The 19573-nt window shown below is 58.2% G+C and carries 21 protein-coding genes; 11 read left to right on the top strand and 10 right to left on the bottom strand.

Features of this window, described 5'->3' with window-relative positions; all coding sequences use genetic code 11:
* Positions 1 to 51: 51 nt before the first annotated feature.
* Positions 52 to 363 carry an iron donor protein CyaY gene (cyaY, locus tag NNL38_RS15600; RefSeq protein WP_255388898.1) on the bottom strand — a complete coding sequence of 104 codons (312 nt, stop codon included), beginning with the start codon at positions 361 to 363 and terminating at the stop codon, positions 52 to 54.
* A 78-nt stretch (positions 364 to 441) separates the two neighbouring features.
* Between cyaY and lptM the strand changes: the two genes are divergently transcribed.
* From lptM to yigB, 6 genes are read left to right on the top strand one after another with little or no spacing between them, the layout of a single operon-like run.
* Positions 442 to 558: an LPS translocon maturation chaperone LptM gene (gene lptM / locus NNL38_RS15595; protein WP_255388897.1), complete on the top strand. Its 117-nt coding sequence runs from the start codon at positions 442 to 444 to the stop codon at positions 556 to 558.
* Positions 559 to 588: 30 nt separating this feature from the next.
* Positions 589 to 1842, top strand: coding sequence for a diaminopimelate decarboxylase (gene lysA / locus NNL38_RS15590; RefSeq protein ID WP_255388896.1), 1254 nt, complete (start codon positions 589 to 591; stop codon positions 1840 to 1842).
* A 14-nt stretch (positions 1843 to 1856) separates the two neighbouring features.
* Positions 1857 to 2687 (top strand): diaminopimelate epimerase, encoded by an 831-nt coding sequence (gene dapF / locus NNL38_RS15585; RefSeq protein WP_255388895.1) that lies wholly within the window; start codon positions 1857 to 1859, stop codon positions 2685 to 2687.
* Positions 2684 to 3385, top strand: a complete 702-nt coding sequence (locus tag NNL38_RS15580; protein WP_255388894.1) for a DUF484 family protein — start codon at positions 2684 to 2686, stop codon at positions 3383 to 3385. Before dapF ends, NNL38_RS15580 begins: the two co-directional genes overlap by 4 nt.
* On the top strand, positions 3382 to 4293 hold the full coding sequence (gene xerC / locus NNL38_RS15575) for a tyrosine recombinase XerC (RefSeq protein ID WP_304414185.1): 912 nt from the start codon (positions 3382 to 3384) through the stop codon (positions 4291 to 4293). The genes NNL38_RS15580 and xerC overlap by 4 nt, the downstream gene beginning before the upstream one ends.
* Positions 4294 to 4343: 50 nt before the next feature.
* The gene (yigB, locus tag NNL38_RS15570; protein ID WP_255388893.1) at positions 4344 to 5060 is read left to right on the top strand and encodes a 5-amino-6-(5-phospho-D-ribitylamino)uracil phosphatase YigB; all 717 of its coding nucleotides are present in this window, start codon (positions 4344 to 4346) and stop codon (positions 5058 to 5060) included.
* A gap of 97 nt (positions 5061 to 5157) precedes the next feature.
* Here the strand turns inward: yigB and NNL38_RS15565 are convergent, their stop codons facing one another.
* From NNL38_RS15565 to NNL38_RS15550, 4 genes are read right to left on the bottom strand one after another with little or no spacing between them, the layout of a single operon-like run.
* Entirely contained in the window at positions 5158 to 5613 is a 456-nt protein-coding gene (locus NNL38_RS15565) for a DoxX family protein (protein ID WP_255388892.1), read from the bottom strand.
* The gene (locus tag NNL38_RS15560; protein ID WP_255388891.1) at positions 5613 to 6392 is read right to left on the bottom strand and encodes an HvfC/BufC N-terminal domain-containing protein; all 780 of its coding nucleotides are present in this window, start codon (positions 6390 to 6392) and stop codon (positions 5613 to 5615) included. The genes NNL38_RS15565 and NNL38_RS15560 overlap by 1 nt, the downstream gene beginning before the upstream one ends.
* Positions 6370 to 7227: an MNIO family bufferin maturase gene (gene bufB / locus NNL38_RS15555; RefSeq protein WP_255388890.1), complete on the bottom strand. Its 858-nt coding sequence runs from the start codon at positions 7225 to 7227 to the stop codon at positions 6370 to 6372. Before bufB ends, NNL38_RS15560 begins: the two co-directional genes overlap by 23 nt.
* A complete protein-coding gene (locus NNL38_RS15550; protein WP_255388889.1) occupies positions 7227 to 7493 on the bottom strand; it encodes a BufA1 family periplasmic bufferin-type metallophore in 267 nt (88 codons plus the stop codon). Before NNL38_RS15550 ends, bufB begins: the two co-directional genes overlap by 1 nt.
* A 323-nt stretch (positions 7494 to 7816) precedes the next feature.
* Between NNL38_RS15550 and uvrD the strand changes: the two genes are divergently transcribed.
* Positions 7817 to 9991: a DNA helicase II gene (uvrD, locus tag NNL38_RS15545; RefSeq protein WP_255388888.1), complete on the top strand. Its 2175-nt coding sequence runs from the start codon at positions 7817 to 7819 to the stop codon at positions 9989 to 9991.
* A 121-nt stretch (positions 9992 to 10112) separates the two neighbouring features.
* On the opposite strand, the gene ggt is transcribed toward uvrD, so the two are convergent.
* The 4 genes from ggt to rarD all read right to left on the bottom strand — a co-directional run bounded on the left by ggt (position 10113) and on the right by rarD (position 14553).
* Positions 10113 to 11882, bottom strand: coding sequence for a gamma-glutamyltransferase (ggt, locus tag NNL38_RS15540; protein ID WP_255388887.1), 1770 nt, complete (start codon positions 11880 to 11882; stop codon positions 10113 to 10115).
* Between the two features lie 115 nt (positions 11883 to 11997).
* On the bottom strand, positions 11998 to 12654 hold the full coding sequence (locus NNL38_RS15535) for a LysE family translocator (RefSeq protein WP_255388886.1): 657 nt from the start codon (positions 12652 to 12654) through the stop codon (positions 11998 to 12000).
* 93 nt (positions 12655 to 12747) lie between these two features.
* The gene (locus NNL38_RS15530; RefSeq protein WP_255388884.1) at positions 12748 to 13536 is read right to left on the bottom strand and encodes an AraC family transcriptional regulator; all 789 of its coding nucleotides are present in this window, start codon (positions 13534 to 13536) and stop codon (positions 12748 to 12750) included.
* 108 nt (positions 13537 to 13644) lie between these two features.
* Positions 13645 to 14553, bottom strand: a complete 909-nt coding sequence (gene rarD, locus NNL38_RS15525) for an EamA family transporter RarD (RefSeq protein ID WP_255388883.1) — start codon at positions 14551 to 14553, stop codon at positions 13645 to 13647.
* A gap of 254 nt (positions 14554 to 14807) precedes the next feature.
* Between rarD and recQ the strand changes: the two genes are divergently transcribed.
* The 4 genes from recQ (at position 14808) to NNL38_RS15505 (ending at position 18381) form a co-directional block, all read left to right on the top strand.
* Positions 14808 to 16655 carry an ATP-dependent DNA helicase RecQ gene (gene recQ, locus NNL38_RS15520; RefSeq protein ID WP_255388882.1) on the top strand — a complete coding sequence of 616 codons (1848 nt, stop codon included), beginning with the start codon at positions 14808 to 14810 and terminating at the stop codon, positions 16653 to 16655.
* A gap of 61 nt (positions 16656 to 16716) precedes the next feature.
* The gene (locus tag NNL38_RS15515; protein WP_255388881.1) at positions 16717 to 17022 is read left to right on the top strand and encodes a DUF3630 family protein; all 306 of its coding nucleotides are present in this window, start codon (positions 16717 to 16719) and stop codon (positions 17020 to 17022) included.
* Between the two features lie 161 nt (positions 17023 to 17183).
* Positions 17184 to 17861 (top strand): 7-cyano-7-deazaguanine/7-aminomethyl-7-deazaguanine transporter, encoded by a 678-nt coding sequence (locus tag NNL38_RS15510; protein ID WP_255388880.1) that lies wholly within the window; start codon positions 17184 to 17186, stop codon positions 17859 to 17861.
* Between the two features lie 76 nt (positions 17862 to 17937).
* Complete coding sequence (locus NNL38_RS15505) at positions 17938 to 18381, top strand: GNAT family N-acetyltransferase (RefSeq protein ID WP_255388879.1); 444 nt, start codon at positions 17938 to 17940, stop codon at positions 18379 to 18381.
* A 344-nt stretch (positions 18382 to 18725) separates the two neighbouring features.
* Here the strand turns inward: NNL38_RS15505 and elbB are convergent, their stop codons facing one another.
* Positions 18726 to 19376: an isoprenoid biosynthesis glyoxalase ElbB gene (gene elbB / locus NNL38_RS15500; protein WP_255388878.1), complete on the bottom strand. Its 651-nt coding sequence runs from the start codon at positions 19374 to 19376 to the stop codon at positions 18726 to 18728.
* Between the last annotated feature and the right edge of the window lie 197 nt (positions 19377 to 19573).

Raw genomic sequence — 19573 nt, 5'->3', positions numbered from 1 at the left:
AAAGCGAGAGCCGGGCTCTCGCTTTTTGTTGTTCAGGGATTTGCTCGGGATCTACCAGCTGACCGGCTCTTCAGCGTGCAGTGAGCACTCCTGTTTGACCAGGGCAATCAGCTCGTTGCCGCTGCGGGTGCAGCGCCATTCGCCGTTTTGATATTTGAAGTGATAGCCGCCGGATTTGGAGGCCAGCCAGATTTCATGCAGCGGCTCCTGGCGGTTAATTACGATTTGGCTGCGGTTTTCAAATTCCAATGTCAGTACGTTGCCCGTCGTCTCGTATTCGATGTCGGCACCGGACTGATCGATGCCTTCTTCGATGTGCATTAGCACTTCATCGGCCAGCTTATGAAATTCTGTATCGTTCATCCCATTGCGTCCTATTGCTTTTCCGAGTGTTGGTGCGATTATAGAGGGCATTGAAATGATAATCACTGGCTTTGAAACATGCGTAAAGGTTTATTGGCGATTTTTGTTCTGGGGATCCTGGCTCTCACCGGCTGCGGTCAAAGCGGTCCGTTATACATGCCGGATGACTCAGAGCAGCAACAACAGCAACCGTAAACACTGCGATCAGACAGGGAAGAGACAACATTGGACTATTTTAATTACCAGCAAGACGGCCAGCTATGGGCTGAAGAGGTCGCGCTGAGCGAACTGGCTGAGCGCTATGGCACGCCCCTCTATGTGTATTCACGGGCGACGCTTGAGCGTCACTGGCGGGCTTTTGATCAGGCGGTTGCGGATCACCCGCACTTGATTTGTTATGCCGTGAAGGCGAACTCGAATATCGGGGTGCTGAATGTCCTGGCCCGGCTGGGCTCCGGGTTTGATATCGTCTCCCAGGGCGAGTTGGAGCGGGTGATCGCCGCCGGCGGCGATCCGGCCAAGGTGGTGTTCTCCGGCGTCGGTAAAACCGCGGCGGAAATGAAACGAGCCCTAGCGCTGGGCATTAAGTGCTTCAATGTCGAATCGGAGCCGGAGCTGATCCGCCTCAACGAGGTCGCGGGCGAGCTGGGCAAAGTGGCCCCGGTATCCCTGCGGATCAACCCGGATGTGGATGCCCAGACCCACCCGTATATCTCCACCGGCCTGCGGGATAACAAGTTCGGGATTGCCTTTGAGCGTGCGCCGGAAGTCTACCGCCTGGCGCATAGCCTGCCGCACCTCAAAGTCACCGGGATGGACTGCCATATCGGCTCACAGCTGACGGCGCTGGATCCTTTCATCGATGCCACCGATCGCCTGCTGGCGCTGATTGATACCCTCAAGGCCGAAGGGATTGAAATTGACCATCTGGATGTCGGCGGCGGCCTGGGCGTGACCTACAGCAGCGAGCAACCGCCGGAGCCGGCGGCCTATGCCTCGGCCCTGCTGGCCCGTCTGACGGATCACCCGCAACTGGAGTTGATTTTCGAACCGGGCCGGGCGATTGCCGCCAATGCCGGGGTGATGCTGACCCGGGTGGAATACCTCAAGCACACTGAGCACAAGAATTTTGCCATTGTCGATGCGGCGATGAACGATCTGATCCGCCCGACCCTGTATCAGGCCTGGCAGGATATTATCCCGGTCAGCCCGCGCGAAGGGGCGGCTGTGATTTATGATTTTGTCGGCCCGATCTGCGAGACCGGGGATTTCATCGGCAAAGATCGTAGCTTGTGTCTGGCGGAAGGGGATCTGCTGGCGGTGCGTTCGGCCGGGGCGTATGGGTTTGTGATGGCGTCCAACTACAATACCCGGGTCCGGCCGGCTGAAGTGATGGTCGATGGCGAACAAAGCCATCTGGTGCGCGAGCGTGAAACCCTGGCGCAGTTGTGGCAGTCTGAGCATATCTTACCGCAATAACGAGAACGGACTTCATGCAGATCAACTTTTCCAAAATGCATGGTTTAGGCAACGACTTCATGGTAGTCGATTGCGTGACCCAGAATGTGTTCTTCTCGCCTGATGCCATTCGCCGCCTGGCCGATCGCCATCGCGGCATTGGCTTTGATCAGCTGCTGGTCGTCGAGCCGCCTTATGATCCGGAAACGGATTTTCATTACCGGATCTTCAATGCCGACGGCAGCGAGGTGGAGCAGTGCGGCAATGGTGCGCGCTGTTTTGCCCGCTTCGTGTGGATGAAGGGGCTGACCAACAAATACCATATCTCCGTCAGCACCAAGGGCGGCAAGATGGTGCTCAAGCTGGAAAATGACAATCAGGTCACGGTCAATATGGGCGTGCCGGTGTTCGAGCCGGCCAAGATCCCGTTTCGCGCCAAGCAGGCGGAGAAAACCTATATTCTGCGCGTTGGCGAGCAAACCGTCTTTTGCGGGACGGTCAGTATGGGCAATCCCCATTGTGTGACCGTGGTCGAGGATGTGGCGACCGCAGACGTCGACACCCTGGGGCCTTTGTTAGAATCCCACGAACGTTTTCCCGAGCGGGTGAATGCCGGCTTTATGCAGGTGATCAATCGCAACGAGGTAAAGCTGCGGGTGTATGAGCGTGGGGCGGGGGAAACCCAGGCCTGCGGCAGCGGTGCTTGTGCGGCGGTGGCGATTGGCCACCAGCAGGGGCTGTTGGATGAGAAAGTTAAAGTCAGCCTGCCGGGCGGCGATTTGCATATTCGCTGGCCGGGTCCGGGCAAACCGCTGTACATGACTGGCCCCGTGGCCCATGTGTTTGATGGACAAATAGTATTATGACCGATGTATCCCAACTGGGCGAGCTGCCGATCGCGGCAGACGCTCCGTTGACTGATCAGGAGGTTGTGGCGTATTTGCGCGACCATCCTGATTTTTTTAATCGCCAGCCGGAGGTGCTCGATGCGTTGCAGGTGACGCACCACGAGCGGGGGGCTGTCTCCCTGGTAGAAATTCAGCTGACCCGGCTACGTCAGCAGGTGCGGGAGCTGGAAAGCGAAATTCGTGGCCTGGTGGCTGCCGCCGGCAAAAACAGCGAGCTGTTTGAGATTTTTGCCCGTGCCCAGCATCAACTGTTTCAGACCCACAATATCTATCAGGCGCTGGTGATTTTGGAATCGCTGGCGGAAAAGCTGAACCTGGAGGTCAGCCTCAAACTGTTTGACAGTTTTGACGACCATCTGTTTTTGGAGCGCAAAGCCTTTGAGCCTTTCCGGGTTGCGCATTTATCGCAGCGCCCGGTTTACCTAGGCCGCTTGCGCAAGCAGGAAAGTGAGCTGTTGTTTGCGCAGCCGCCGCATCTGGGCTCGTTTGTCGTCCTGCCGCTGGGCCTGGAGCAACCGATCGGGGTGCTGAGTTTTGCCAGCGCGGACGGCGGCCACTTCCAGCCGGCGATGGACACCCTGTTCGTCGAACAACTGGCACTGGTGTTGGCCCGATTGATTTATCACTGGGAATATACCCGCGAGGTGATCGATTGAGCCTGCCTGCCGGACTGGAAAAATCGCTGCTGCGCTTTTATGAATACCTGCGCAGCGAGCGGGAGCTGAGCCTGCACACCCAGCACAATTACAAGCGTCAGCTGACCACGCTGGCCGAGCAGTTGGTCGAGCTTGGCGTCACCGATTGGCAAACGGTCGATGCCAGCTGGGTCCGTCAGTTGGCCAGCAAGGGCATGCGCGATGGCCTCAAGGCCAGCAGCTTGTCGATGCGACTGTCGGCGTTGCGCAGTTTTCTCGATTACCTGGTCCACCAGGGCGAAATCAAGGCCAACCCGGCCAAGGGCGTGTCGGCACCGCGCAAAGCGCGGCCGTTACCGAAGAACCTGGATGTGGATGAGATGGATCAGCTGCTCGATGTTAACGAGGATGATCCGCTGTCAATCCGGGATCGGGCCATGATGGAGCTGATGTATGGCGCCGGCCTGCGCCTGTCGGAGCTGGTCAATCTCGATGTGCGGGATATCAGCCTCAGCAAGGGCGATATCCGGGTGATTGGTAAAGGCGACAAAGAGCGGGTGGTCCCGTTTGCCGGGCTGGCCCGGGAGTGGGTCGGCCACTGGCTCAAGGTTCGTGGCCAGCTGGCCGCCGGGGATGAGCCGGGGCTGTTTGTCTCCAAATTGGGGCAGCGGATTTCGACCCGTAATGTGCAGAAACGGATGGCCGAGTGGGGCCAGAAGCAGGCGGTGTCGAGTCATATCAATCCGCATAAATTGCGCCACAGTTTTGCCACCCATATGCTGGAATCCAGTGGTGATTTGCGGGCGGTGCAGGAGCTGCTCGGGCATGCCAACCTGACCACCACCCAGATCTATACCCATCTCGACTTCCAGCACCTGGCCCAGGTCTACGACGAAGCGCATCCGCGAGCCAAGCGGGGCAAGCGTTAACCATTCACCTCAAGGGTGATATTTCTTGATCCATTTTTGCAGAGGCAGCCATGCAGTTTTATCGTACCTTTCAGCCGCCCAAGGCGTTGACGTTTGATCTCGATGACACCCTGTACGACAACCGACCGGTGATCCGGCGGGCGGAGCAGGCAATGTATGACTGGCTGGCAGAGGTGCATCCGATCAGCCACGCGCTGACTCGTAAAGACTGGCTGCGACTCAAACTCAAACTGGCCGAGTACAACCCGCTGCTGCGTCATGATGTGACGCGCTGGCGCTATGAGCTGCTGAAAATCGGCCTGATGCAGCTGGGGTATGCCCAGACTCAGGCGGCGCAGGCGGCCGAAGCCGGGGTTCGACATGTGCTGGTGGTGCGTAACCAGGTTGACGTCCCGGCGGAAACCCACCGGGTGCTGCGTGAACTGGGTAAACGGGTGCCGATGCTGGCGATCACCAACGGTAATGTCGATGCCGTGCAAATTGGCCTCAGCCCGTATTTTTCACGGGTGCTGGTGGCCGGGCGTGATGGCCTGGCTAAACCGGAGCCGGATCTGTTTGCCCAGGCCGTGGCCCTGTTGGGTGTACCGGCGGCTGATATTCTGCATGTCGGCGATCATTTGGTTACGGATGTTGGTGGGGCAAAACTGCACGGCATGCAGGCGTGCTGGCTCAATGATCAGCAGCGCCAGCTGAGCCGGGAGCCAAAAGCCAAATGGCTGCCGGATGTGGAAATTCACCACCTGTCCCAATTGCTGGATTTGGTTTGAACGACCCGGCAGGCAGCAACATCAGCCGGTGAAAAGAAGGTAACAAAGAAGGCGATCTTCGGATCGCCTTTTTGTTTTCCGGATGTTGTCAGACGGGCTATTCCAGCAGGCTTTGCTTGCTCTCGCGGCGGAAGAGCTGGTCGACGGAGATCAGCCCGGCGCCCCAGAACACATTCACCAGCAGCATCATTCCCCATAGTTGATGGTCATAGAATCCACGTTCCCACAACAGCGGGTAAGAAATTACCGCAATGATATTAAAGACAAATAGCGCCAATGCTGCCGGGCGGGTCAGCAAGCCCAGCGCCAGAAAGACCGGCAGGATCAGCTCGGCGCCGGTACCGAGGTAGGCAGCCCATTTCCATGGCAGCAGCGGTACCTGGTATTCAAACTCGAACAGGTACAGGGTGCTGTCCCAGCTTGAATATTTGATCAGGCCGGAGTTGAAGAAGACCCAGGCCACCCACAGCCGGGTAAACAGCAGCAGCAAGGGCGTGAGCGGCTCGCTGATCCGCTGTGCCAGGTGGTCAATCTGTTGAATGATATTCTGCATTATGCTTCTCCCTGTGGCAGACCTTGAATATCGGAAAAAACCTGTTGCTGCACCAATGCTCCCAATTCAGCCAGCATGGCCTCGGAGGCCTGACCCAGGCCCTCGCCGCGCAGGCTGAGGCGAACCAACCCTGTCCCCGCCGGGCAGGCGCGGATCACGGCAACCTGATCCGGACGATGCTGGATCACGGCTGACTCTGTCTGGTTGATATCGATAGCCTCGATTTGGTTGCTGGTGATCATCTGCCACAGAGTGGCGACCGGGTAGTCGGCATCCAGGCAAAACGTGGCTTCGGGTACGATGAGCTGTAGCCGGGCAAAATCGTCCGCATTGCTGCTGGCGAGCGATTGCAGTTTGGCAAACGGAAAGGCATGGCGTGAGACCGGGGCGTGACCGGCCTGGTCAACCAGCCATTCGAGCCGGGCCAGGTCAGCCAGATAGGGCACTGCTTCTGTCAGTTCAGCAAACTGGCCGATGGTGTCCGCGAGCCCCGCGCCGTAATGGCTGACATCACCGTGCTGCAACGGGTGACTCAGGATATGCTGGCGGGCCAGTTGGGCAAAACAGGTGTCGCCGACGACGGCTTTGACAGCCGGGTAAGTCGCTGCCAGCACCTCGGACAGGCTGATAATAAAATTATTGCGATAGAGCTGGAGTCGCTGCTCGGCGGTAAAGGTGCCGTCTTCAACCTGTGTTGCCACCGGGCTGGGCTGGTAATGTAATGCTGCGGCGAAGTCCTGTTGCAGCTGTCGCAGATCAGGGGGCGATAAGGGTGTCATGCGGGGCCTCCTGGCGCAGAATGTGTCGGGCTTTATCGGCTTCAGCCAACAGGACCGGCAGTTCGGGGATGTCCAGGTCCCACTCGATCAGGGTCGGGACCGCACCGTGTAGGCGGAGCCAGTCGCGGTAGAGCTGCCAGACCGGTTCGCTCACCGGCTTACTGTGGGTATCAATCCAGATCTCGCCGGCTTCGAGCTGCTTGACGGTGAACCCGGCGAGGTGAATTTCTTTGACCGCTGAGGCGTCCAGGGCGGCCAGATAAGTGTGGCAGTCGAAGCCATGGTTAAACCCGCTGACGTAGATGTTGTTGAGGTCGAGCAGCAGCCCGCAGTCGGTGCGTTGCTGGACCTGGTGGAGAAACTCCCATTCGGGCATCTCTGCATGGGTAAAGCGCAGGTAGCTCGACGGGTTTTCAATCAGGATTTGGCGGCCGAGAATATCCTGCACCTGGCCGACTTTGTCGCAAAAATGATGCAAGGCTTGTTCGGTATAAGGCAGTGGCAGTAAGTCATTGAAAAATTGGCCGTTGATTGAGCTCCAGCTGAGGTGGTCGGAGACGGCCATCGGGTTGAGCTCGTCCACCAGTTGTTTGAGCTGGCTTAGGTGCCGGCGATCCAGCGGGTCGGCTGAGCCGAGGGACAGGCCGATGCCGTGACAGCTGATCGGGTAGTTTTCGGCAATTTGCCGCAGTTGCTGCCGGGCGGCAGAGGTCGGGTTAAAGTAATTCTCGCTGTGGATCTCCAGCCAGCCAATCGCCGGTTGCTGATCGAGAATCTGGGTCAGGTGGGGGGATCGCAAACCGATCCCCACCAGGTTCGACGGTGACAGATGCATTATTTAGACTCGGTTGAACCACCGGCCAGACGATCACACAGGCCCTTCGGCACCATGATAAAGGCATCTTTCTGGCCATCGACTTTAGAGGTCCCGGCACAGGAGCTGGTTTTGGTGGCACAGTCATTTTTACCGGCTTTGGCAACGCCGTAGCATTTTTCTTTGGCTTCGGCAGCAACGGCTGTGGCCGTGGTGGCCGCGGTGCCTGCCAGTGCAATGAGACCAGTGACGGCAGTGGCAAGGGCGATATTGGTTGCTTTGTTCATGATGTTTCCTCTCTGGGTTGATTTTTCTACTGCTCGGCAGTCAGGGGTTACGGGTTGTTGTAACGGTATCGATAATGCTCTTGTGTCATAAGAAAGGGCTGGGTCGATTTTTATTTCACATGTTTTTAAAGTTTTTTTCTTAGGTGCAACATTCTGCATTTCCAAGCATAGAACAAAAGTTCGCCAGGACAATGCTTTGAATCTGACAAGTTATTCGTATGGTCGCCGTGGAATTTGGCCGGGAAAGGCGTGATCAAGTTCCATAAGGCATTCTCAATCTGAGCTGTTATAATCGTCGCCAGTGTATAAATAACCAGTAGGTAATGATGGACGCTTCACTCCTGTTAGATGGCCTGAATGACAAGCAACGCGAGGCGGTGGCTGCGCCGCTGGGGAATCACCTGGTGCTGGCGGGGGCGGGTAGTGGCAAGACCCGGGTGCTGGTCCATCGAATCGCCTGGTTGTTGCAGATCGAACAGGCGTCGCCGTACAGCATCATGTCGGTGACTTTTACCAACAAGGCGGCGGCCGAGATGCGCGGCCGGATCAATGCCCTGATGCAGGGCTCCTGCGCCGGGATGTGGAACGGCACCTTCCACGGCCTGTGCCACCGCATGCTACGTGCCCACTATCTTGATGCCCGGCTGCCGGAAGATTTTAATATCCTCGATTCGGACGATCAGATGCGCCTGCTGCGCCGGCTGATCAAGGCCCAGAACCTGGATGAAAAACAGTGGCCGGCCCGCCAGGCCGCCTGGTACATCAACGGTAAAAAAGATGAAGGGTTGCGCCCGAATCATATCGAGACCTTTAACGATCCGGTCGAGCAGGTCTGGTTGCAGCTCTACCGCGCTTACCAGGAAGCTTGCGATCGGGCCGGGCTGGTGGATTTTGCCGAGTTGTTGCTGCGCTCGTTTGAGCTGCTGCGCGATAACAAGCATATCCGCGAGCATTATCAGGCGCGCTTTAAGCATATCCTGGTGGACGAGTTCCAGGACACCAACAACATCCAGTTTGCCTGGCTGCGCCTGATGGCCGGCCCGGACTGTCATGTGATGATCGTCGGCGATGACGACCAGTCGATTTATGGCTGGCGGGGCGCCCAGGTGGAAAATATCCAGCGCTTTCTGCGCGACTTCCACAATGCCTCGACTATTTTCCTTGAGCAGAATTACCGTTCGACCGGCAATATCCTGAATGCGGCCAATGAACTGATTGCCCATAACAATGAGCGGATGGGTAAACGGTTGTGGACCGAAGGCGCGGAAGGCGAGCTGATCTCCCTGTATTCGGCTTTCAACGAGCTGGATGAAGCCCGTTTTGCTGTCGGCAAGATCAAAGCGTGGCGCGATCAGGGTGGCACGTTAAATGACACCGCGCTGCTGTACCGCAGCAACGCCCAGTCGCGGGTGCTGGAAGAAGCCCTGATCCAGGAAGGCCTGCCGTACCGGATTTACGGCGGCATGCGCTTCTTCGAGCGCCAGGAAGTTAAAGATGCGCTGGCTTACCTGCGCCTGTTATCCAACCGCAACGATGATGCCTCGTTTGAACGGGTGGTGAATACGCCGGCCCGCGGGATCGGTGATCGCACCCTGGACACTATCCGGATGGCGGCGCGCGATCGCGGCGCCACCCTGTGGCAGGCCAGTGTTGCCCTACTTGATGAGCAGGTATTGGCCGGCCGGGCGGCCAATGCCCTGCGCCGATTTATCGAGCTGGTGAATGCGCTCGAAGATGACACCTGCGAGCTGCCGTTGTTCCAGCAGACCGACGAGGTGATCCGCAACTCGGGCCTGCGCGCCATGTATGAGCAGGAAAAAGGTGAGAAGGCCCAGGCCCGGATTGAAAACCTGGAAGAGCTGGTGACGGCGACCCGCCAGTTTGAAGTGCCGGAAGAAGCCGAAGATCTGTCGCCGCTGGCAGCGTTCCTGTCCCATGCGGCGCTGGAAGCCGGTGAAGGCCAGGCCGATGAGTTTGAAGATGCGGTCCAGCTGATGACCATGCACAGCGCCAAAGGGTTGGAATTCCCGGTGGTGTTTATGGTTGGGGTGGAAGAAGGTATGTTCCCGAGCGCCCGCACCAGCGAGGAAGTCGGCCGTCTCGAAGAAGAGCGCCGGTTGTGTTACGTCGGCATGACCCGGGCGATGCAGAAACTCTACATCACCTACGCGGAAATGCGTCGGCTATACGGCAAGGACAACTTCCATAAGCCATCGCGCTTTATTCGCGAGATCCCGTCTGAGTTTGTCGAAGAAGTGCGGATGAAGGCTCAGGTCTCGCGTCCGGCCAGCAGCGGTCGATTCAGCCAGACCCAGGTGAATGAAAACTTCAATCAGACCGGGTTTAACCTCGGCCAGCGGGTGATGCATCCGAAATTCGGTGAAGGCACCATCATCAACTTTGAAGGCAGTGGTGCCCAGAGCCGGGTTCAGGTCGCTTTCAACGGTGAAGGGATCAAGTGGCTGGTGACCCAGTACGCCAAGCTGGAGCCGATGTAAACACGGCGTTCAGATGTGTGACATCGGCGCTGTGCTGACATCGCGATCCGCCATTGAAACAGCCCGCAGACGAAATGTTTGCGGGCTTTTTGTTGGATCCGATGCGTGGTAGCCGCGTGGCTTACTGCGCCAGCACCTCCCCTTCTCGGCGGGGATCGGCGGCCCCGCTCAGGCGTTTGCCGTCAATCCGGATCGCCTGGACCCCGGAGTTGAGATCTTTCACTTTGATCTCAAAGCCCAGTTGCTCCAGCTTGGGAGCCCACTGCTCGGCGCCGGTGCCTTGCTCGAGCTCAAACGCGCCGAAGCGGTTGTTCATGTTCGGCAGGTTGATCGCCTGTTGCAGATCCAGATCCCAGTCCAGGTGGCCGACCAAAGTTTTGGCCACATAGCCGATGATCTGGCTGCCGCCCGGGGAGCCGATGGCCAGCAGCGGCTGGTTATCTTTCATCACGATGGTCGGGGCCATAGACGAGCGCGGCCGTTTGCCGGGCTCGATCCGGTTGGCAATCGGCTGGCCGTCGGCATGGCTGCGGAACGAGAAATCGGTCAGCTCGTTGTTGAGCAAAAAGCCGCGGACCATCAGCCGCGAGCCGAAGCCGTTTTCGATGGTCGTGGTGATGGAGACCACATTGCGGTCGCGATCGACGATTGAGAAATGGCTGGTCGACGGCAGCTCGAGCGACTCATCCGGGGCGTAGCGCATGGCATGGGTCCAGGCGGGCTGGCCCGGTGCCACGCTGGCCAGCGCCTTGTCGCCTTTGAGCAGGGTGGCGCGCTGTTCCAGATAGTCCTGCGCCAGCAAGCCCTGGGTCGGCATCGGCACATAATCGCTGTCGGCCATGTACTGGCCGCGATCGGCAAAGGCCAGCCGTGAGGCATCGCCGAGCAGCCGCCAGCTGTGGACATCCTCCGGCCCCATTTTATCCAACGGATAGTGGCTGAGCATGCCGAGGATTTGCCCCAGGGTCAGGGCGCCGGAGCTCGGCGGGCCCATCCCGCACACCTGGTACTGGCGGTACGGGGCGCAGATCGGCTTGCGCTCTTTGACCCGGTAGGTGGCTAGGTCCATCACGCTGAGCACGCCTGGGTTGCCCTCGGCATTGCGCACGGTATCGACAATGTCTTTGGCTATATCACCCTGGTAGAAGGCGCTGGCACCGTGCTCTGCAATCCGGCGCAGGGTGTCGGCATAGGCCGGGTTGGTCAGCGTTTCCCCGGCCTGCAGCGGCTTGCCGTCTTCATGGAAGAAATAGGCGCGGGTGCTGGACCAGCGTTGCAGGCGCTCACGGTCCTGATCAATCAGCTTGGCCAGGCGCGGGCTGACGGTGAAACCGTTTTTTGCCAGCTTGATCGCCGGTTGGAACAGCTCCCGCCATGCCAGCTTGCCGAGCTTCTGGTGGGTATGCCACATCAGTTTGACCGTGCCCGGGGTGCCGACGGAGCGGCCGCCGACCACGGCGTCATAGAAGGCCAGGGGGGTGCCGTCACTGGCCTGGAACAGCCGTGGCGTCACGGCCAGCGGCGCGGTTTCCCGGCCGTCAAAGGTGGTCAGCTTTTCCTGCTCGGCATCCCAGTAGACCAGAAATGCGCCGCCGCCAATTCCGGAGGACTGCGGCTCGGTCAGGCCCAGTACCAGCTGGGTCGCGACCATGGCATCAATGGCGTTGCCGCCTTGCTTGAGGATCTCGGCCCCGGCCTGGCTGGCATAGGGATTGGCGGTGGCAATCATCCACTCGCTGCCGGTGATCAGCTGCTGCTGGCTCAGCCCGGTGCTGGCTTCCGGGGCAACCTGATCCGTGCTCTGCCCGGTTTGGGGATCCTTGGCCTGGGCGAGCGGGCTCAGCAGGCTTGCCGCCAGCAGCACTGCCAGGGGGTGTTTGTTCCATTCCATGGTCTTTTCCTTTTTCTTGGTGATTTCCTCAGATTAAGAGCGCAAGTGATAACTGTCTAATTCATGAGCATTTTTCTGTGCTCATTATCAAACATTCCAAGGGTCGCGCGTCGCGCTACAGTGGCAGCAGCCGCACCAGGATGGTGGCGCCAATGACCAGAAAGATCAGGCCGCACAGGGCATCGACGTAAGGGGTCCAGCGCCGCACCGTTTGCTGCACCCGCTGACCGGTCAGCAGCCAGGCGAGCAGGGCAAACCACAGGAAAGATATCAGCCACAGCAGGCTGATGGCGGTGATTTTGCCGGACGTCGACATCCCGGCCGGGATCAGGGTCGACAGCAGGCTGAGGAAAAACACCAGCGCCTTGGGGTTGAGGATATTGGTGGCAAAGCCTTTGGCCAGTGCCTGCTTGATGGTACCGACAGCGGCGACCGGCTCGGGGGCATTGTCTGTGACCGGGGTGTTGGTCTGGCGCAGGGAGGCCCAGGCACTGCGAGCTGCGCCGAGGCCGAGCCATAGCAGGTAGGCGCCGCCGGCACCCTGCAGCAGGGCAAACAGGGTCGGCTGCTCGCGGATCAGCAGACTGGTGCCGGTCAGGCTGAGGATCGCGTGCAGCAGGATCCCCAGCGACAAGCCGAGCGCGATAGTGACCCCGACCTGGCGGCCGTAGCGCCCGGCATTTTGTACCACCAGGGCAAAATCCGGCCCCGGGCTCATCAGGGCGATAAAATGGACAGTTAACAGGGTCATTAAGGTATGGACTTCGTTCATGCTGTGTTTCCGCAATTGATCACTGTCGTCATAGCATGCCCGGGCTCGCCAGCGGGCGCTTGTAAAAAATTCACACGCGCGGAAAGAATGCGGTTAGATCTCGGACGGGGCGACGCCGAAGGTTTGCTTGAAGGTGCGGGTAAAGTGGGCTTGATCGTAAAAGCCGACATGGTAGGCGACATCGGTACTGCTGTACCCGGCCTTGAGCAGAGCCATGGCATGCTCCAGCCGCAACCGGGCCAACCAGGCATACGGAGTCATGCCGGTTGCTTTTTTAAACTGGCGCAGCAGTTGCGACGGACTGAGATCGCACAGCCGGGCCAGCGTTTCTAAGCTGATTTTCTGATCCAGGTGGGCCATCAGGTAATCCCGCAACTGGTGCAGATCTTGACTGCCCAGGGCGGCCACCGCATTGGGGCGGAGCTGGCCGTAACGGCTGAGCAGGCGGGAGAAGAACTCCAGCGGCATGCTTTCCTTGGCGAGCTGCGGGAAATGTGGGTTGCTGAGCTGATCGTGCAGCTGGCTCAGCTGGCGAAACAGCGGCGGGTCGGTGATCAGGTTGCGTGGAAAATGGATCTGCTGCGGACCGGCCAATTCATTCGCCTGGTGATCGAGCCAGTCCGGGGTGATGCTGAACACTTTGACTTTATAGCCACGTTGGTAAGGCTGGCCGTCATGGATTTCGTCCGGCGGCATCATCACCATTTGCCCGGCCCCGGCCAGGTAGCGGGCGCCGTTGAAATGATATTCCTGCTCCCCTTCGGTGATTAGCCCGAGGTGGTAATTGAGGTGATAGTGTCGTTTGAAGGCAAAGCTCTGGTAGTGGGCATCAATCAGGTTGATGTCCGCGATGCAGGATTTGCGGTGGTTGACTGTGTTCATCCTGAACCTCGCCGTGGTGATCGTACGCTGACAGCCATTCAGTAGAGCATAAAGCAGCGGGGCGGGCTTGTAAAAAACTGACACCCCGCGGTGGACATGCTGCGCGGCTTAGCTGGCGCGCAGCTGTTTTCTGGCCTGGCGGTGGCCTTTGATGCCGTCAAAACTGAACAGGATCAGTGCCGCCCAGATAAAGGCGAAGGTGTAGCCTTTGTCGAGGCTGAAGGTTTCGCCGTAGATCAGGATGGCGAGCAGGAACATCAGGCTCGGGCCGATATACTGGAAAAAGCCCAGGGTGGAGAGTTTGAGCTTGGTCGCGGCACCGGTAAAGCACAGCAGCGGCAGGGTGGTGACAATCCCGGCGGCCATCAGCAGCAGGTTGGTGCCGATCGGGTTGGCGCGCCAGTCTGCGGTCGGACTGTCGGCAAACACCAGCACGTAGACGGCGGCCAGCGGCAGCAGAATGCTGGTTTCCATGAACAGCCCGGTCTGGGCATCTAAGTTGACTTTCTTGCGCACCAGGCCGTATACCCCGAAACTGCTGGCCAGCACCAGGGCAATCCACGGCAGCGAGCCGAACTGGATCAGCTGCATGGCCACGCCACAGGCTGCCAGGGCCACGGCCAGCCACTGCAGCGGCCGCAGTCGCTCACCAAGAAAAACCATCCCGAGCAGCACATTGAGCAGCGGGTTGATGAAGTAGCCGAGGCTGGCATCGAGCATATAGTTGTGATTCACCGCCCAGATGAAGATCAGCCAGTTGCCGCCGATCAGTACCGATGAGGCGCACAGCATCAGCAGGGTTTTGCGCTGGCGCAGCACGGCCCGGACTTTGCCCCAGTTTTTTCCCAGTGCAATCAGGCCGGCGAGGAAGAAAAAAGACCAGATCACCCGGTGGCTGAGAATTTCCAGCGGGCTGACCTGTTGCAGGGCTTTGAAATAAATGGGCGCAATGCCCCACATGGTATAGGCAGCCAGGGCCAGGACGACGCCACGCTGCGTCTGTTGTTGTTCGTTCATCGGTACCCAGAATGTTAAGGAAAAGGAGTGGTCGCGTTAAAACGATTTTCTAACTTGTGATGTTCCGGCAGTATAAAACGTGATCCAGAACTGTGTCACCCGGAACTTTTTTCGGCAAATGCCGGGATACGCGGATGGGTTGATGCGGGCGGGGGTGAAAAATGGGCCGCCAGCCGGGGTGCCGGTACCATGACGTTCACATCCATGATCCGAATGGTATAGAATAGCCCGCTCGTTCATCAAAGAGTCCTCCTATGTCATCCAGCAGCGCCGCCGTTTGCCAGCCAGCATCGCTTTCCGCCAGTGAGCAGATCCTCCGGGATGTGTTCGGCTATCAGGCTTTTCGTACCGGGCAGCAGGACGTGATCGAGTCGGCGTCCGGGGGACAGGATTGTTTGGTGATCATGCCGACCGGGGGCGGGAAGTCGTTGTGTTATCAAATCCCGGCCCTGATCCGCGACGGGCTGACGCTGGTGATTTCGCCGCTGATCTCGCTGATGAAAGATCAGGTCGACCAGCTCCAGGCCAACGGGGTCGCGGCTGCGTGTATCAATTCCACCCTGTCGCGCGAGGCGATCCAGGACACTTTCCGCCAGATGCAGGCCGGGGAAATCAAGCTGGTGTATGTCTCGCCGGAGCGGGCGCTGAGCCGGGATTTCCTCGAACGTCTGCCCGAGTTGCCGCTCAGCTTGCTGGCGGTGGATGAGGCGCACTGTATTTCCCAGTGGGGACATGATTTCCGTCCGGAATATGCGTCGCTGGGGGCACTCAAGCAGTATGTCCCGGACCTGCCGATCATGGCCCTGACCGCGACGGCCGATGAAACCACCCGCCAGGATATTCTCTCCCGGCTGGCCCTGAGCGAGCCGCATGTCTATCTCGGCAGTTTCGACCGGCCCAATATCCGCTATACCCTGCAGGAAAAATACAAGCCGATGTCGCAGCTGATCCGCTATCTGGGAACGATGCGCGGCCAGTGCGGGATCGTATACTGTAACAGCCGCAAGCGGGTGGAGCAGATCACCGAGAAACTGTGCGAGAGCGGGATCCGGGCCGCGGCCTATCATGCCGGCATGGCCCATGACGAGCGGGCCCAGGTCCAGGAAAGTTTTCAGCGCGATGATATTCATATCGTGGTGGCGACAGTGGCGTTCGGGATGGGGATCAACAAGCCCAATGTCCGCTTCGTGGTCCATTACGATATCCCGCGCAATATCGAGTCTTACTACCAGGAAACCGGCCGCGCCGGGCGTGACGGCCTGCCGGCGGAAGCGGTCATGCTGTATGATCCGTCCGATCTGGCCTGGTTGCGCCGCTGCCTGGATGAAAAGGCCGACGGGGCCCAGAAGCAGGTCGAGAGTCACAAGCTCAACGCCATGGGCGCATTTGCTGAAGCCCAGACCTGCCGCCGCCAGGTGCTGCTGAACTATTTCGGCGAGTACCGGGAAGAGCCGTGCGGCAACTGCGATATCTGTCTCGACCCGCCCAAGCGCTTTGCGGCGCTGGAAGTGGCGCAAAAAGCCCTGTCCTGTGTCTACCGGGTCAACCAGCGCTTCGGGGTCAACCACGTGGTGGACGTATTGCGCGGGATGCAGAATCAGCGGATCCGCGAGCTCGGCCATGACAAGCTGACCACTTATGGCATCGGCCGCGAGCACAGCCATGAGTTCTGGGTCAGTATCCTGCGCCAGCTGATCCACCGTGGCTATCTGATCCAGAGTATTGTCCACAGCTCGACGCTGCAGTTGACCGAAAAAGCCCGGGCGATCCTGCGCGCGGAAGTCGCGCTGGAGCTGGCGGTGCCGCGGCTTGATATCGCGACTCGCAGCGCCAAGAGCGATAAGCTCGCCAACCGCCATTACGACAAGAAGCTGTTTGCCAAGCTGCGTAAACTACGTAAGGCGATTGCCGATGAGGAAGATTTGCCACCGTACGTGGTGTTTAACGATGCCAGCCTGATGGAGATGGCGGAGATCCTGCCGACTTCGTCTGGTGAGCTGCTGGCCGTCAATGGCGTCGGCCATCGCAAGCTGGAGAAATACGGCGAGGCCTTTCTGACCCTGATTGAAGAGCACCTGACCATCGGCGACGAAACCTATTAACGCATTAATATTCACAGATAGATAAATTCACGCAAGATCACCGATGAACCAAGGAGTGCCTATGACCAGCTCGACAGAACTGGCTTTTACTTGCTGCGAACTCGACCTTGAGCAGGGACTGCTGCTGATTGACGGCCCGAGTTTTGATTTTGATGATTTCCCGGTCGTTGCCGAGCAATTGCTGCAACAGCTGGATGCAACCGTGGTTGAGCGCGAATGCAATGCCGATCTCCACCTCTGGTTGATCGACTTTGAAGGTTGTCGGCTGATGCTCAAGGGCGAGCACTACAGCGGGGCCATGTGGCTCGAAGGCATGGCCGGGGATGCAGCAGACACCCTGCAGTTTCTCGCCACTTTGCTGAGGTAGCGATAAGTCGGGCCGAGGGCAAGCGTTTGCGTCGGAGCCCGGGCTGATCCGGGGCTAGGCAAGCAAAATGGTTAAGGTATAATCGCCCGCCTGGTTGCCGCGGTACAGTGTGCCGACGGTGTTTTGGGTTCCCTCTCCCCCAATGACAAAAAGGTCTCAATATGACTACGTCTCAATTTTCTCTCGCGCAACAGCGCAAAGCCCTTTCGTTTCTGGTTGCTTTTCACCTGCTGATCATTGCGTCGAGCAACTATCTGGTCCAGCTGCCGTTTACCGTGTTGGGTTTCCATACCACTTGGGGCGCCTTTTCTTTCCCGTTTATTTTCCTGGCCACCGATCTGACGGTGCGGATTTTCGGCGCTGCGATGGCGCGTAAAATCATCCTGCGGGTCATGGTGCCTTCGCTGGCGATTTCCTATGGGTTGTCGGTGCTCTTCTATCAGGGGGAGTATCAGGGCATGGCGCAATTGGGGGAATTTAACCTGTTTGTTGCCCGGATCGCGATTGCCAGCTTTATGGCTTACCTGCTGGGGCAGATCCTCGACGTCTCAGTGTTTAACCGCCTGCGCCAGTGCAAGCAGTGGTGGGTGGCCCCGAGCTGCTCAACCTTGTTTGGCAATGCGCTCGATACCGTGGCGTTCTTCGCGATTGCCTTCTACCATAGCCCGGATCCGTTCATGGCCGAGCACTGGGTGGAAATTGCGCTGGTGGACTATGGTTTCAAGCTGATCATCAGCTTAGGTCTGTTTGTGCCGATGTACGGTGTGTTGCTGAATTACCTGATCAAGCGCCTGACCACCCTGACGCCGCAGGGGGCTCCCCAGCGGGAGCTGGTCTAAGTTACACGCAAGCCGGCGGAGGCCGGCTTTTTTGTGCCAGCGCCTCTCACAGTTGAAGTCAATGAAGGAGATGAAGATGAAAATCCGTCAGGCCAGTATCGCTGAAGCTGCCGCAGTGCTGGCTCAGATTGAAGAGTTTGCCTACCCGGCAGATGAAGCGGGATTGCAGTCCCGGCTGCAGGGACATCGGTCGTTAATTCTGATCGCCGAGATCGAAGGGCAGCCGGTGGGCATTAAAATTGGCTACGCCCTGTCGGAGACCTGTTTCTACAGCTGGCTGGGCGGCGTGACGGCCGAGGCGCGTGGCTACGGGGTGGCTCAGGCCTTGCTGACCGCTCAGGAAACCTGGATGCGTGAGCAGGGCTATGTTGAAGTGCGGGTCAAATCCCGCAACCGTTTTTCGGCGATGCTGCGGTTATTGCTCCGAAACGGCTATCAAATCGAACATCTCGAGAAAAAAGATGGTTTGGCAGACTATCGGCTGCATTTCATCAAAGATCTTTTTATATCAGAAGGTTAGCTCTGAATGTTTCTGCGTGGCAGCCGGGGGCTTGGGCGGTGTCCGGCGATGAGCACAATAAATGACAATAATTCTCAATAAAAAGCTTGCATCTCAAATGAGAATGGTTATTATTAACTTGCACTCAGCGAGAGGGAATCACAAACACTCTCTTGTTTGAAGGCACGACATTGCTCACATTGCTTCCAGTGTACTTCAGCGACGGTCTGGGTTTTTAGTGTAGGGCTGAAAACCAATCACCAATTCTGCTGAGCGGCGCATCCGGTTGGACGACCAACCACAAGGAGCGCCGCCTTTTCTTTTTCTGGGACCCGGAAAATCAACGCCGGATCTATGTTGCCCGCTTAAGCCAGCTTGACCAATTCCTGCACCAGCTTATTGATCCCGCTTGCCGCTTCCGAGACGCTGCCCGCCAGCATGTAGGCCGGGGTGGTGAGGATCTTGCGCTGTTGATCCAGCACATAATCATCTACAGGGCAGACCACGTGCTCGCCGCCCATCTTGCTAAAGGCGCTGGCCGTGTCCGGATCGTTGCCGATCGTCCCCCGGGCACCTTCGCCATAGATCGTCGGGATCAAGGTCGGGGCAATGCAGAGGTAGGCGGCCGGTTTTTCTTCCCGGGCAAACTCCTGGCACACCCGCTTGACCTCGCTGTTGACCTGGCACTTGGTACCGGCCAGGGCAAAGTCAGACAGGTTCTTGGCGACCCCGAACCCGCCCGGCAGCAGCAGGGCATCATAGTCGACGGCCCTGAGGTTGACGATATCATCAATGTTGCCGCGGGCGATCCGAGCGGCCTCAACCAGCACATTGCGGGTCTCCGGCATCTCTTCGCCACTGATATGATTGATCACATGGTGCTGGGCAATGTTCGGTGCGAAGCAGTGCCAGCTGGCACCAGCCTGTTCGATCGCGAGGAGCGCGAGGACAGATTCGTGGATTTCTGCCCCGTCAAAGACGCCCGAGCCGCTCAAAATAACTGCAATTTTCTTCATGCTGGTCTCCTTTCTCATCAATTTTACGTGTTTCTGCTCAAAGATATGCTTATTTCAGATCGAACTGTTAACTTTTTCCACAATTAATGATCATTTGAGGATCGAGGATCCCTGATGAGGTGATCTCATAAGTTTATGATTAGAAAGGGTTTGATTGGAAGTGTTTGATTTGGTTTTAATTTTGATCCACCTCGATT

Origin of the sequence: Photobacterium atrarenae, from assembly GCF_024380015.1 — a bacterium.
Taxonomy (GTDB): domain Bacteria; phylum Pseudomonadota; class Gammaproteobacteria; order Enterobacterales; family Vibrionaceae; genus Photobacterium; species Photobacterium atrarenae.
This window is presented reverse-complemented; position numbering and strand designations above follow the sequence as displayed.

Excerpts from the sequence above, each read along its gene's own strand:
- cyaY (WP_255388898.1), bottom strand. The coding sequence starts at position 363 with ATGAACGATACAGAATTTCATAAGCTGGCCGATGAAGTGCTAATGCAC.
- lptM (WP_255388897.1), top strand. The coding sequence starts at position 442 with ATGCGTAAAGGTTTATTGGCGATTTTTGTTCTGGGGATCCTGGCTCTC.
- dapF (WP_255388895.1), top strand. The coding sequence starts at position 1,857 with ATGCAGATCAACTTTTCCAAAATGCATGGTTTAGGCAACGACTTCATG.
- NNL38_RS15580 (WP_255388894.1), top strand. The coding sequence starts at position 2,684 with ATGACCGATGTATCCCAACTGGGCGAGCTGCCGATCGCGGCAGACGCT.
- yigB (WP_255388893.1), top strand. The coding sequence starts at position 4,344 with ATGCAGTTTTATCGTACCTTTCAGCCGCCCAAGGCGTTGACGTTTGAT.
- NNL38_RS15565 (WP_255388892.1), bottom strand. The coding sequence starts at position 5,613 with ATGCAGAATATCATTCAACAGATTGACCACCTGGCACAGCGGATCAGC.
- NNL38_RS15560 (WP_255388891.1), bottom strand. The coding sequence starts at position 6,392 with ATGACACCCTTATCGCCCCCTGATCTGCGACAGCTGCAACAGGACTTC.
- bufB (WP_255388890.1), bottom strand. The coding sequence starts at position 7,227 with ATGCATCTGTCACCGTCGAACCTGGTGGGGATCGGTTTGCGATCCCCC.
- NNL38_RS15550 (WP_255388889.1), bottom strand. The coding sequence starts at position 7,493 with ATGAACAAAGCAACCAATATCGCCCTTGCCACTGCCGTCACTGGTCTC.
- uvrD (WP_255388888.1), top strand. The coding sequence starts at position 7,817 with ATGATGGACGCTTCACTCCTGTTAGATGGCCTGAATGACAAGCAACGC.
- ggt (WP_255388887.1), bottom strand. The coding sequence starts at position 11,882 with ATGGAATGGAACAAACACCCCCTGGCAGTGCTGCTGGCGGCAAGCCTG.
- NNL38_RS15535 (WP_255388886.1), bottom strand. The coding sequence starts at position 12,654 with ATGAACGAAGTCCATACCTTAATGACCCTGTTAACTGTCCATTTTATC.
- NNL38_RS15530 (WP_255388884.1), bottom strand. The coding sequence starts at position 13,536 with ATGAACACAGTCAACCACCGCAAATCCTGCATCGCGGACATCAACCTG.
- rarD (WP_255388883.1), bottom strand. The coding sequence starts at position 14,553 with ATGAACGAACAACAACAGACGCAGCGTGGCGTCGTCCTGGCCCTGGCT.
- recQ (WP_255388882.1), top strand. The coding sequence starts at position 14,808 with ATGTCATCCAGCAGCGCCGCCGTTTGCCAGCCAGCATCGCTTTCCGCC.
- NNL38_RS15515 (WP_255388881.1), top strand. The coding sequence starts at position 16,717 with ATGACCAGCTCGACAGAACTGGCTTTTACTTGCTGCGAACTCGACCTT.
- NNL38_RS15510 (WP_255388880.1), top strand. The coding sequence starts at position 17,184 with ATGACTACGTCTCAATTTTCTCTCGCGCAACAGCGCAAAGCCCTTTCG.
- NNL38_RS15505 (WP_255388879.1), top strand. The coding sequence starts at position 17,938 with ATGAAAATCCGTCAGGCCAGTATCGCTGAAGCTGCCGCAGTGCTGGCT.
- elbB (WP_255388878.1), bottom strand. The coding sequence starts at position 19,376 with ATGAAGAAAATTGCAGTTATTTTGAGCGGCTCGGGCGTCTTTGACGGG.